The organism is Thalassolituus hydrocarboniclasticus (genome assembly GCF_025345565.1).
GTDB classification, from domain to species: domain Bacteria; phylum Pseudomonadota; class Gammaproteobacteria; order Pseudomonadales; family Oceanobacteraceae; genus Venatoribacter; species Venatoribacter hydrocarboniclasticus.
In genome coordinates this window covers 1,829,610-1,842,233 of record NZ_CP054475.1, presented here as the reverse complement: position 1 = coordinate 1,842,233, position 12,624 = coordinate 1,829,610, and the positions used below count along the sequence as shown (strand labels likewise).

The following is a 12,624-nucleotide window of genomic DNA, read 5'->3' as shown; positions in this document are numbered from 1 at the left end:
TCATACGGCGATTATTCGCCCCGTATAGTATCGAAAAACAATTTCGTCGAGATATTCCTGACCCAGCTTACTTATAGATTCCGTTCATAAGCGCCGTAAGTATCAAATATAAAACGGGATTACGCAATCTTTTGGCCTCTGGCACCAAAACAAATACGATAGGAAAGAACGAGTTAGGTCACATTTTAGAGAAAATAAATGAAAAAAACGGGGCTAAGCCCCGTTTTCAATCTGCCAAATCAGGCACTCTTGAGCAGAATGCGTAACATTCTGCGCAGTGGTTCGGCCGCCCCCCAGAGCAACTGATCCCCCACAGTGAAGGCCGAGATATACTCAGGCCCCATGGTCAGCTTGCGGATACGGCCAACCGGAATGCTCAGCGTACCGGTCACTTTAGCCGGCGTCAGCTCCTGCATACTGGCTTCACGCTCGTTCGGAATAACCTTCACCCACTCATTATGAGCCGCCAGAATTTGTTCGATTTCAGCAACCGGCAAATCCTGCTTAAGCTTGATGGTAATTGCCTGACTGTGGCAGCGCATTGCCCCCACACGAACGCATAAACCATCCACCGGAACCGGCGCAGCCGATGTTCCCATAATCTTGTTGGCTTCCACCTGAGCTTTCCACTCCTCACGGCTCTGTCCGGATTCCAGCTGCGAGTCGATGTATGGAATCAGACTGCCCGCCAGCGGCGCACCGAACTGAGCTTTCGGATATTCATCACTGCGGATGAATTCAGCAACCTGCTGATCGATTTCCAGAATGGCCGAAGCCGGGTTATCCAGTTTATCTTTCACATTAGCGTGAATAGCGCCCATCTGACTGATCAGCTCGCGCATATTCTGCGCACCGGCACCGGAAGCTGCCTGATAGGTCTGCGGAGCAACCCACTCCACCAGCCCTTTCTCAAACAGACCGCCCAACGCCAGCAGCATCAGACTGACGGTACAGTTACCGCCGACATAGGTCTTGATGCCGGTTTTGATGCCGTTTTCGATCACATTCAGGTTAACCGGATCAAGCACGATGATAGCGTCATCCGCCATGCGCAGCGAAGAGGCTGCATCAATCCAGTAACCATCCCAACCCGCAGCACGCAGTTTCGGATAAACTTCCTTGGTGTAATCACCCCCCTGACAGGTAATGATCACATCAAGAGCTTTTAACGTATCAATATCGAATGCGTCTTCCAGCAGACCGCAATCTTTTCCGCCAAATTGCGGCGCGGCCTGCCCTTTTTGCGAGGTGGTAAAAAACACCGGCTGAATCAGGTCAAAGTCACCCTCTTCCTGCATACGTTGCATCAGCACGGAACCCACCATGCCGCGCCAGCCTACCAAACCTACTTTTTGCAAAGCCATTTTTAAACCTCTTGCAGGGCAGCTACTACTGCCTCACCCATTTCTTTGGTACTTACTTTGGTCATGCCCGCGGAGAAAATATCACCGGTACGCAGACCTTGATCGAGCACTTTACTCACTGCCAGTTCAATAGCATCGGCCGCTTCAGCCTGATTCAGAGAATAACGCAGCATCATCGCGGCGGACAAAATCGTCGCCAGCGGGTTAGCGATTCCCTGACCGGCGATATCCGGAGCAGAACCATGACAAGGTTCGTACATACCCTTGTTGTTCTTATCCAGAGACGCCGATGGCAACATGCCGATCGAACCGGTCAACATTGCAGCTGCATCCGACAGAATATCACCAAACATATTGCCGGTGACCATCACATCGAACTGTTTTGGTGCACGAACCAGCTGCATCGCTGCGTTATCAACGTACATATGTGACAGTTCAACATCCGGGTAGTCTTTTGCCACTTCGTTCATAACTTCGCGCCACAGCACGGTTACTTCCAGCACGTTGGCTTTATCGACCGAGCACAGTTTTTTACCGCGTTTCTGCGCCGATTCAAACGCGACCTTAGCGATACGGCGAATTTCTGATTCGTTGTATACGTAGGTGTTGTAACCTTCGCGCTCGCCGTTTTCCAGCGTGCGGATACCGCGTGGTTTACCGAAGTAAATACCACCGGTCAGTTCACGTACGATCAGAATATCCAGACCGGAAACCACTTCAGGCTTCAGCGAAGAGGCATCCGCCAGCTGCGGATACAGAATCGCCGGACGCAGGTTACCGAACAACTCCAGACCAGAGCGCAGACCCAGCAGGCCTTTTTCCGGACGCAGCTCGCGATCTTCAAGGTTATCCCACTTAGGACCACCCACCGCCCCCAACAGAATCGCATCTGCGGCACGGGCTTTATCCATGGTCACATCCGGCAGCGGCGTGCCAAACTCATCATAAGCGGCACCGCCCACCAGCGCGTGTTCCATATTCAGGCCCAGATCAAAACGCTGATTAACAACGTCCAGCACCTTAACCGCTTCAGCAACAATTTCAGGACCAATGCCGTCGCCCGGCAGAATCAGAATATTTTTAGACATGTCATTTTCCAGAATCAGAAGCCGGGCACTTGCGCACCCGGCAGATAATCAATTTCAGTTTCAGGCGCCAAACAGCCAGGGAGCCTGCTGACGACGGTTCTGCTCATAGGCACGGATATCATCCGCATCCTGCAGCGTCAGACCAATATCATCCAGACCGTTGAGCAGACAGTGCTTACGGAAGGCATCTACCTCGAACGGGATTTCTTCGCCATCCGGGGTAATCACTTTCTGCTGCGCCAGATCGATGGTCAGCTCATAACCTTCATTCGCCGCAACAGCTTTGAATAAACGGTCGACCGTTGCGTCATCAAGCACGATCGGCAACAGGCCGTTTTTAAAGCTGTTATTAAAGAAAATATCGGCATAGCTCGGTGCAATAATCGCACGGAAACCGAAGTCTTCCAGCGCCCAGGGAGCGTGCTCACGACTGGAGCCACAACCAAAGTTTTCCCGTGCCAGCAGCACAGACGCGCCCTGATAACGTGGTTGATTAAGCACGAAGTCCGGATTCAGCGGGCGACCGGAGTTATCCGCATCCGGCTGACCTTCGTCCAGATAGCGCAGCTCATCAAACAGATTCGGGCCAAAGCCGCTGCGTTTGATCGACTTCAGAAACTGCTTGGGAATGATCATATCGGTATCGATATTGGCACGATCCATCGGGGCAGCAATACCCTTATGTACGGTAAATGGTTTCATCTTTGCTCCCCTTATAACTCACGCACATCAACAAAGTGACCGGCAATCGCGGCCGCCGCGGCCATCGCCGGACTCACCAGATGAGTACGGCCACCATAGCCCTGACGACCTTCGAAGTTACGGTTCGAAGTAGACGCGCAATGCTCACCGTTGCCCAGCTTATCGGCGTTCATCGCCAGACACATGGAGCACCCCGGCTCACGCCATTCAAAACCGGCTTCGATAAAGACTTTATCCAGACCTTCAGCTTCAGCCTGCGCCTTCACCAGACCAGACCCCGGAACCACCAACGCCTGCTTCACACTGCCAGCCACTTTACGGCCTTTGGCCACATCGGCGGCGGCACGCAGATCTTCGATACGGGAGTTGGTGCAGGAACCGATAAAGACCCGGTCGAGTTTAATATCGGTGATTTTCTGACCCGGTGTCAGACCCATATACTGATACGCACGCTCAAAACCGGAGCGCTGAACCTCATCTGCAGCATCGTCCAGAGTCGGCACAGTACCGTCGATGGTGGTGACCATTTCTGGCGAGGTACCCCAGGTAACCTGTGGTTTGATATCTTCCGCACGGATTTCGACCACCTTGTCGAATACCGCATCCTCATCGGATACCAGATCTTTCCAGGCGGCCAGCGCCATCTCCCACTGCTCACCTTTCGGCGCGTAAGGGCGGCCTTTTACGTATTCAGCGGTAATGTCATCAAAGCCAACCATGCCCACACGGGCACCGGCTTCAATGGCCATGTTACACATGGTCATACGGGCTTCCATACTCAGTGAGCGGATGGCAGAACCACCGAACTCCATCGCCGTGCCATTACCACCAGCAGTACCGATCACACCAATGATGTGCAGCACAACGTCTTTACCGGTAATACCGGCACCCAGTTCACCGTCGACGCGGATCAGCAGGTTTTTCATTTTGCGCTGAATCAGACACTGGGTCGCCAGCACGTGCTCAACTTCAGAAGTACCAATACCGTGCGCCAGTGCGGCAAAAGCACCGTGAGTCGCGGTATGGGAATCACCACAGACAACGGTCATGCCCGGCAGCGTCGCACCCTGCTCTGGCCCAACCACGTGCACGATGCCCTGACGTTTGTCAGCCATTTTGAATTCAGTGATGCCGAACTCATCGCAGTTTTCATCCAGTGTTTTCACCTGAATACGGGAAACCGGGTCCTGAATACCGGCAATACCGGATTCACGCTCAGCCGAGGTAGTCGGTACGTTGTGATCCGGAGTCGCCAGGTTGGCGTCCAGGCGCCATGGCTTACGCCCGGCAATACGCAGGCCCTCAAACGCCTGTGGCGAGGTTACTTCGTGCAGCAACTGACGGTCGATATAGATTAACGCGGTGCCGTCATCACGTTCTTTAACAACGTGCTGCTCCCACAATTTGTCATACAGGGTTTTCCCAGCCATCGGGATGTCCTCTCTCATCAGGGATGTTTTTGGTATTGCCTAAGGATACGCCTTCTGCTAAACAACTCAAATTCATATTATTTCTAGTTTGAATTCCAAACTGGAATTCAAACAGAGCACACACGGACACAGACTATGGATACCCAGGCACTCAAAGCCTTTCTTGCCGTTGCAGAACAGCGCTCATTTTCTCTCGCCGCTGAACAACTGCACCTGACCCAGTCAGCGGTCAGCAAACGCATCCAGTTACTGGAGCAGCAGCTGGGTAATGCCCTGTTTGACCGCCACAACCGCACCATCAGTCTGACCGAAGCAGGTCATGCACTGCAGCCTAAAGCGCGGCAGATTCTCGATCTGGTGGCCGACACCGAGCTGCGGCTGATGAATCTGGGCGGTGAAGTCAGTGGCGTATTATCCCTGGCGACCAGCCATCATATCGGCCTGCACCGCTTACCACCGGTACTCAGGGAGTTTGTCAGCCGCTATCCGGCCGCCCAGTTAAACCTGAGTTTTATGGGCTCGGAACGGGCCTACCAGGCGGTCAACCTGCGTCAGGTCGAGCTGGCCCTGACCACACTGGAAGCCAACAATGATCAGGTTCCGGAGGGTATTGAAGCCCTGCCGCTGTGGCAGGATGACATGGTATGTGTGTGTGCTCCCGGCCACCCGCTGGCAGCCATTGCACAACTCAGCCTGCAGGATCTGGCGCAGGCACCAGCAATTTTACCGGAGCCGGATACCATTACCTTCCAGCTGCTTGAGCGGGTATTCCGTCAGGCCGGGCTTAATCTGCATGCACCTATGCCAACCAACTATCTGGAGACCATTAAAATGATGGTTTCTGTCGGCATGGGCTGGAGTCTGCTGCCGCACAGCATGCTCGACGAACAACTGGTACGGCTGCCCTGGCCTTCTGCACCTATCCGGCGCCAGCTTGGACTGATCCATTTGCGTCACCGCACCCTCAGTAACGCTGCCCGGGCTTTCATAGACATATTGTCACCTCCGGCAAATGACGAGCTGCAAACACAACACAATATGACCCAAAACAAGGCCGGTGTAAGCGCAAAGCGCTAGTGTTAGGGTATTCCCATGCCGGACACATTATTTTAAGGAGAAAGTCATGCTGGATATCAATCACATTCTGGTCGTATTGGACAGCGAGCACCCGGAGCAAATTGCGCTTGATCGTGCGCTGTGGCTGGCACGGTCTCTGGAAGCGGATCTGACTCTGCTGACAAATACCTACGAAGCTTACTGCGAAGATCATTCATCCCTTGATCAGGAAACCCGTACCCGGGTGAAGCAGGCCCTGCTGGATAAATCGGAAAAGTGGATCAACAGCTTCCTGCCTGAGGCTGAAAACAGCATTTCAATCAGTACCGAGGTGCACTGGCAAAAGCATCTGCACGATGCTGTCATCGAGTCCATGCGCCATAAGGATTTTGATCTGGTGATTAAAGGTACCCAGCCGCACAACCTGCTTGACCGGATCTTCACCCACACCGACTGGAATCTGCTGCGCCACTGCCCGGCACCGGTGATGCTGGTAAAATCCGCCAAACCCTGGACCAACAACCGTGTATTGGCGTCCGTTGATGCGACCTCCGGCGATAGCGGACACCAGATCATCAACGATAATATTCTGTCTTTTGCCGAGCACCTGTCCGATCATTTTGATACCGACCTGCACCTCGCCAACTCATACCCGCTGGTTGCCGTCGCCTTTGCCATGGTGCCCGAAGTTACCGCACCGGATGACATCCAGAAGTACATTACCGAACAACACGAAGAAGCCTGCGCTGCACTGGCGCGTAAATACAATATTCAGCCCGACCATGTGCATATTGGTGAAGGTGATGCTGACAGCGTGATCGCTGGTATTGCCAAAGACATCGATGCCGACGTTGTGGTCGTTGGCACCGTCGGGCGCGAAGGCATTGCCGGGGTATTAATCGGTAACACCGCTGAATTACTGGTCGATAAAGTCGCCTGTGATGTCATTGTCATAAAACCATCCGATGGTGTTAAGCCAGACGCAGACTAAGGACGTGAGTATGACCGCTGATCTGATCAGGGAAGAAATATTAACGGCGACCGCCAGCCATCCGCACATGCGCCGCTTATTTGAGCGCTCGCTGCTGCGCCCGGCACTGCCAACAGCGGTAGTACACCCGGTTACAGAAGATTCATTAAAAGGCGCCCTCGCGGCTCACCGCCTGGGCATGATGCAGGCCATTCTGGTCGGCCCTGAGCATAAAATCCGTGAGTGCGCAGCCCAGAATGATATTGACCTGTCTGACATTGATATCCGCGACACCGAACACAGCCATGAAGCGGCCGAAGCAGCCGTCAGCCTGGTGCGCAGCGGAGAAGTCCGTGCATTAATGAAGGGCAGCCTGTCGACCGACGAATTACTGGGTGCGGTATTACACAAAACCACAGGTATCCGCACTGAGCGCCGTATCAGTCATGTGTATTATCTGGATGTGCCGTCTTACCCCAAAGCGCTGTTTATCAGCGATGCGGCTATTAATATTCACCCTGATTTGCGGGCCAAAAAAGACATCGTCTGCAATGCCATTCAGATGGCTCAGGCAATGGGCATCAGCCTGCCTAAGGTTGCGATTTTAAGTGCCGTCGAAAAAATCAATCCGGACATTCCCAGCACACTGGATGCTGCAGCGCTGTGTAAAATGGCTGACCGCAAACAAATTGTCGGCGGGTTATTAGACGGGCCCCTGGCCTTTGACAATGCCATCAACCTTGAGGCGGCCAACAGCAAAGGCATTGACTCACCTGTTGCCGGAGACGCCGATATTTTAATTGCACCAGACCTGGAGTCCGGCAACATTCTGGCCAAGCAATTAATTTATTTAGGCAATGCTCAGGCAGCCGGAATATTAATGGGCGCACGGGTGCCTATTATGCTGACCAGCCGAGCAGAAAAAATGGCCGGCCGGCTTTTATCCTGCGCACTGGCACAGGCAGCAGCCCTGCCATTGGTATAGCGCTATCGTTATACTGCCGGGCAACTCAACAGGTTTTATACGATGAAAACACTTTTGATTGTTGCCCATACGCCATCCCCCAACACTGAACGATTATTACAGGCCTGCGAGACCGGCTTTAAATCAGCAGAAACTGAGAACAGCCAGTTAATTATACGAACAGCTTTTAAAGCCAACGCACCCGACACTCTGCAGGCCGATGCCGTTCTTCTGATAACGCCGGAAAACCTCGGCTACATGAGTGGCGCATTAAAGGATTTTTTTGATCGTATTTATTATCCCTGTCTGGAAGAAACACAGGGAAAACCCTGCGCAGCCATTATCCGCGCGGGGCACGATGGCACAGGAACAAAACGCGCATTGGAAAGTATCACGACCGGCCTGCGCTGGCGCTGGGTCCAGGAGCCACTGATTTTACGCGGTGACTGGCAGGAAGAGTTTTTACAACAGTGTGAGGAGTTATGCGCTGCCATAGCCGCCGGGCTCGACAGCGGAATAATCTGAGGAGTTATTAACGCAAGGCAAAAACCTGAGGTTCTTCGCTGTAACTATCCATAAAAGCAATAAAGTCACTGGCAGCCATCGGCCTGGAAATATAGAAACCCTGCAAGGTATCGCAATGCTGCTCCAGCAGAATCTGCCACTGACTGGCCGTCTCCACCCCTTCTGCAACGACCTCCAGATGTAATCGTTTGCCCATTGCAATAACCGCACTGGTCAATGCCCGATCATGCAGATCGGTGGCAATCTGATCAACAAAAGAGCGGTCTATTTTAATTTCCGTGACCGGTAATTTATGAATATAGGACAGCGACGAATAACCGGTACCGAAATCATCAACCGACACACCGACACCCAGCGCACGCAGCTGTGCAACCTGCTGGGCAGCCCGTTCAAAATCATTAAGAACCGCAGTTTCGGTTATTTCCAGCACCAGCTGCTGGGGCGCGAGATCATAACGCCGGATTAATTCAGTCACCTCCGCAATCATTGCAGGATCAAGCAGGTGCTCCGGAGATAAATTAATGGATATGCGCAATGGCCGGGAAAACTGCTGAGAAATCTGATGAATAAACGCACAGGCCTCTGCCATAACAAAGCGATCGATCTGGCGTACCGCACCGATTGCTTCCGCAACAGGGATAAATTCAGCCGGACTGACATTGCCCAGCTCAGAGTTATGCCAGCGAACCAAAGCCTCCGCACCAATTAACGCTCCGGTACGACAATCAATCTGAGGCTGGTAGTGCACCTGCATTTCGTTGCGCTGCCAGCAACCATCCAGCTGACGTTCAAGTTCTTTGCTGCGCCGGCTTAATGCAGCAATATCGTCAGAATAATGAACGATACAGTTACGTCCATCACCTTTCGCCTGATACAAAGCGGCGTTGGCCTTACCCAGCAGATCATTGGGATCTGATGCATCACGGGGGTAATTGGCCACACCGATACTGGCAGACACCGAAATAACCCGGTTATGAATTTCAAACCCTTCTTCCAATGCAGCCTTAACCGCCTGAGTTAAAACATCCCGGCCACGAAAACTCAGTTCATTGCGGAATACGACCAGGAACTCATCACCGCCCTGTCGGGCAAGCCAGTCGCCAGGAGACAGTATTCCCTGCAAGCGCTGAGGGACCAGCTTTAACAGCGCATCACCGATAGCGTGCCCGTGCTGATCATTAATCCGGTTGAAATAATCGAGGTCAATAATCAATAACGAAAAAGCGCTCCCGGGAGCGTTTTCCATACTTTCTTTCATCAGGTTCAACAGCCGCGCACGATTCAGCAATCCTGTCAGCGGATCGTGATGTGCCTGAAACAGAAGATTATGCTGATAAACACGCTGTTGCCTGAGCACAATCCGGTGAACTCCGATGCTCCCCAGCAGCAATGCAATAAACGCAAACAGTGCGGGCTCAATACGAAGCCACCAAACCATCCACAAAGAGGACTGCGGACGCAGAACCAGATTGAACAGGTCATCGCCTATGCGCGAGTAATGTATCCGGTAAGTAACAGAACCCTGATCCTGCCTCCAGTCATGTACCAGCCAACCTTCATCAAGCGCCGAGCGCTTAACCTGCTGCATCAGCTCCTGCATAAACTCACGCCCGGCATGCGTATCATATGCATTAAAAACAGGCACCGCGTAACGGGGGATGCCGTCAGCACTGACCACGACCACGGAGGTATCGGTGCCTAAGTCGACACCGTCCCAGCGTGCCAGCCGGTCCTGCAAACGCACCAGAGCCGTCAGAATGGCCTCAACATCACCGCTGCGAGTGTCCCTCACCGCATAAAACAGCGGCAGCATCCATTCACGGCTGCTGTTTTGCCAGAATGGCGGACCGGTAACCACACCTTCGGAAGCCAGTGCTCTGCGGAATAAACGGGAAGATTGCTGCTGCATATTTGGCAGCGATAAAGAACTGCGGCGGGAATCTCCAGCCGAACTGTACAGAACCATCTGACCATCGCTGCGGGCCAGGCCAAGGCTCACCACTCCAGGCATGACCAAAGCAACCTTATCCAGCATGTCACGCCCAAGGTCAGGCTCCTGCAATGCATTGACATCCAGCAGCTCCTGCCCAAGAAGATAAAAAGACTCGCGCCGCGAGATCATGACAGAGCGTGCATTCTGCAGTGCAACGCGGTTGATATGCGCGATTTCGTTATCAAATGCACTGCGGCTGACAAACCAGCTCTGCACAGCAAAAGTCAGCAGCAGCAGGGTCAGCACCAATATGGCCAGAGGCAACACCCAGCCCGAGGCGCGGAAATTAAAGATATTCAGCAAAAACCAACCTCCGCCCTCAAGAACACTTATTTAATAAACATTCGATCCCCTGATAACCACAAAGATTAGCAGGTCAAGTTACAACTCGATACATGCAAATGGTAACAATTGGCAACATCTGTAAATCGCAGTGTTTCTGCATCATGTTTCAGGGGAGACACGTGACATAAAACCGCCGGAATCGGCGACACGGGCTGGCTGGCAAAAAAAAACCGGGCTGGAATCGGCCCGGTAAACACCATAATAATCAGAGAGAGAGCAAACTGGCTTTAGCCTGCTCTTTGTACGACTGACCCTCTCGGAATTAGTTCTCCAGACGCAGTCCCTTTTGCAGAAGAATCTGCTCAATTTCTCCCAGACAGGCCGGATCATCGATGGTTGACGGTGTCTGGTATTCCTCGTTATTGGCAATATTGCGCAGTACTTTACGCAAAATTTTGCCGGAACGGGTTTTAGGCAACCGCTGCACGACCACCGCATCACGGAAACTGGCTACCGCACCAATCCGGTCACGGACGCGCTGCACCAGCTCCAGTTTCAGTGTTTCTTCATCAATATCAACGCCGTCTTTCAGCAGAACCAACCCCAGAGGCTCTTCCCCTTTAAGATCACTGTGACGGCCGATGACCGCACATTCAGCAACCGCCGCATGCCCGGCAACCACTTCTTCCATCTCGCCGGTCGACAGACGATGACCGGCAACATTGATGATGTCGTCAGTACGCCCAAGCACAAACAGATAGTTATCATCATCCAGATAACCGCCATCACCGGTAATGTAATACCCTTTGTAGGTACCCAGATAACCGGCGACAAAACGCTCGTGATTACCCCAGATAGTCGGCAGACATCCGGGCGGCAACGGCAATTTGATCGCAATACTGCCCTGCTCATTGGCAGCCACCGGACGCCCCTTCGGATCTAAAATCTGCACATTAAATCCGGGTGACGGGCGTGTAACAGAACCCGCTTTCACTTTGGCTGGTTCAAGCCCCATATGATTACCGGCAATCGCCCAGCCGGTTTCGGTCTGCCACCAGTGATCCACAATCGGACGCTTAATATGCTGATCCACCCACTCGTAAGTCGGAGGATCTAAACGCTCACCGGCCATAAAAATGGTTTTAAGCTTACTGAGGTCATACTTTTCTGCCTGCAGGCATTGCGGATCTTCTTTACGGATCGCACGGAACGCTGTCGGGGCGGCAAACAATCCTTTAACGCCATACTCGGCACACACCCGCCAAAAAGCTCCGGCATCCGGCGTACGTACCGGCTTACCCTCATAAAAGACCGTAGTGCAGCCTGCAATGAGTGGGGCATAAACAATATAAGAATGGCCAACCACCCAGCCGACATCGGAAGCGGCCCAGAACACATCCCCCGGATGCATATCGTAAACCACACTCATGCTGTAACTCATGGCCACCGCATGACCGCCATTGTCGCGCACAACGCCTTTCGGCTTACCCGTAGTACCAGAGGTATAAAGAATATACAGAGGATCAAGAGCAGACACCGGAGTGCAGTCAGCAGGCTGAGCTGCGGCAACCGCCTGCTGCCAGTCAATATCACGCCCTGCCGTCAGCTCACAGCGTTGCTGCTCACGCTGATAGATAACGCAGCTGGTTGGTTTGTGCGTCGCCATATCAATGGCCGCATCCAGAATCGGTTTGTATTCAATAATACGGTCAACTTCGATACCACAGGAGGCCGACATAATGACCTTAGGTACGGCATCATCAATCCGCACCGCCAGCTCATTCGGAGCAAAACCGCCAAAAACCACCGAATGCACAGCACCAATACGGGCACAGGCCAACATGGCGATCGCAGCCTCCGGAATCATCGGCATATACACGATCACGCAATCGCCCTTACCTACCCCCTGGCTGACCAGCATACCAGCACAGCGCGCGACGGCTTCGGTCAGCTGGCTGTAGGTATAGGTGCGTTTATTGCCGGTTACCGGGGAATCGTAGATAAGAGCCAGCTGGTCTCCACGTCCCTGCAGAACATGATAATCGAGTGCCAGATAAGCAGTATTAAGCTGTCCATCAGCAAACCAGCGGTCGATGCCATGCTCATCTTTGCTGAGAATGGTCTTGGGTTCTTTAAACCATTGAATCCGTTGCGACTGTTTTTGCCAGAAGGCTTCAGGCAGTTCGATTGAAGCCTGATATTCCTGTTGGTAACCCATAAAAACTCCTCCTGTGTGAATGAATACAC

Annotated in this window: 10 protein-coding genes; 4 read left to right on the top strand and 6 right to left on the bottom strand. The window is 52.9% G+C overall.

Annotated features, from left to right (window positions below):
• Positions 1-239 precede the first annotated feature (239 nt).
• From asd to leuC, 4 genes are read right to left on the bottom strand one after another with little or no spacing between them, the layout of a single operon-like run.
• On the bottom strand, positions 240-1,364 hold the full coding sequence (asd, locus tag HUF19_RS07995; protein ID WP_260999287.1) for an aspartate-semialdehyde dehydrogenase: 1,125 nt from the start codon (positions 1,362-1,364) through the stop codon (positions 240-242).
• Positions 1,365-1,366: 2 nt separating this feature from the next.
• Positions 1,367-2,452, bottom strand: a complete 1,086-nt coding sequence (leuB, locus tag HUF19_RS07990; RefSeq protein WP_260999286.1) for a 3-isopropylmalate dehydrogenase — start codon at positions 2,450-2,452, stop codon at positions 1,367-1,369.
• Between the two features lie 60 nt (positions 2,453-2,512).
• The gene (gene leuD, locus HUF19_RS07985; protein WP_230332018.1) at positions 2,513-3,154 is read right to left on the bottom strand and encodes a 3-isopropylmalate dehydratase small subunit; all 642 of its coding nucleotides are present in this window, start codon (positions 3,152-3,154) and stop codon (positions 2,513-2,515) included.
• An 11-nt stretch (positions 3,155-3,165) separates the two neighbouring features.
• Positions 3,166-4,584 (bottom strand): 3-isopropylmalate dehydratase large subunit, encoded by a 1,419-nt coding sequence (gene leuC / locus HUF19_RS07980; protein ID WP_260999285.1) that lies wholly within the window; start codon positions 4,582-4,584, stop codon positions 3,166-3,168.
• Between the two features lie 135 nt (positions 4,585-4,719).
• Between leuC and HUF19_RS07975 the strand changes: the two genes are divergently transcribed.
• Genes HUF19_RS07975 through HUF19_RS07960 form a run of 4 tightly spaced genes read left to right on the top strand, consistent with a single transcriptional unit; the run spans position 4,720 to position 8,099 of the window.
• Complete coding sequence (locus HUF19_RS07975; protein WP_260999284.1) at positions 4,720-5,661, top strand: LysR family transcriptional regulator; 942 nt, start codon at positions 4,720-4,722, stop codon at positions 5,659-5,661.
• Between the two features lie 46 nt (positions 5,662-5,707).
• Entirely contained in the window at positions 5,708-6,631 is a 924-nt protein-coding gene (uspE, locus tag HUF19_RS07970; protein WP_260999283.1) for a universal stress protein UspE, read from the top strand.
• A 10-nt stretch (positions 6,632-6,641) separates the two neighbouring features.
• Positions 6,642-7,595 carry a bifunctional enoyl-CoA hydratase/phosphate acetyltransferase gene (locus tag HUF19_RS07965; RefSeq protein WP_260999282.1) on the top strand — a complete coding sequence of 318 codons (954 nt, stop codon included), beginning with the start codon at positions 6,642-6,644 and terminating at the stop codon, positions 7,593-7,595.
• A 42-nt stretch (positions 7,596-7,637) separates the two neighbouring features.
• A complete protein-coding gene (locus HUF19_RS07960; RefSeq protein WP_260999281.1) occupies positions 7,638-8,099 on the top strand; it encodes a flavodoxin family protein in 462 nt (153 codons plus the stop codon).
• Positions 8,100-8,106: 7 nt separating this feature from the next.
• On the opposite strand, the gene HUF19_RS07955 is transcribed toward HUF19_RS07960, so the two are convergent.
• Positions 8,107-10,395, bottom strand: coding sequence for a putative bifunctional diguanylate cyclase/phosphodiesterase (locus HUF19_RS07955; RefSeq protein WP_260999280.1), 2,289 nt, complete (start codon positions 10,393-10,395; stop codon positions 8,107-8,109).
• 304 nt (positions 10,396-10,699) lie between these two features.
• Positions 10,700-12,595 (bottom strand): propionyl-CoA synthetase, encoded by a 1,896-nt coding sequence (locus tag HUF19_RS07950; protein ID WP_260999279.1) that lies wholly within the window; start codon positions 12,593-12,595, stop codon positions 10,700-10,702.
• Positions 12,596-12,624 lie beyond the last annotated feature (29 nt).

Bases quoted from the DNA above. Each gene is read 5' to 3' on its own strand.
- asd (WP_260999287.1), bottom strand. From the start codon at position 1,364: ATGGCTTTGCAAAAAGTAGGTTTGGTAGGCTGGCGCGGCATGGTGGGT.
- leuB (WP_260999286.1), bottom strand. From the start codon at position 2,452: ATGTCTAAAAATATTCTGATTCTGCCGGGCGACGGCATTGGTCCTGAA.
- leuD (WP_230332018.1), bottom strand. From the start codon at position 3,154: ATGAAACCATTTACCGTACATAAGGGTATTGCTGCCCCGATGGATCGT.
- leuC (WP_260999285.1), bottom strand. From the start codon at position 4,584: ATGGCTGGGAAAACCCTGTATGACAAATTGTGGGAGCAGCACGTTGTT.
- HUF19_RS07975 (WP_260999284.1), top strand. From the start codon at position 4,720: ATGGATACCCAGGCACTCAAAGCCTTTCTTGCCGTTGCAGAACAGCGC.
- uspE (WP_260999283.1), top strand. From the start codon at position 5,708: ATGCTGGATATCAATCACATTCTGGTCGTATTGGACAGCGAGCACCCG.
- HUF19_RS07965 (WP_260999282.1), top strand. From the start codon at position 6,642: ATGACCGCTGATCTGATCAGGGAAGAAATATTAACGGCGACCGCCAGC.
- HUF19_RS07960 (WP_260999281.1), top strand. From the start codon at position 7,638: ATGAAAACACTTTTGATTGTTGCCCATACGCCATCCCCCAACACTGAA.
- HUF19_RS07950 (WP_260999279.1), bottom strand. From the start codon at position 12,595: ATGGGTTACCAACAGGAATATCAGGCTTCAATCGAACTGCCTGAAGCC.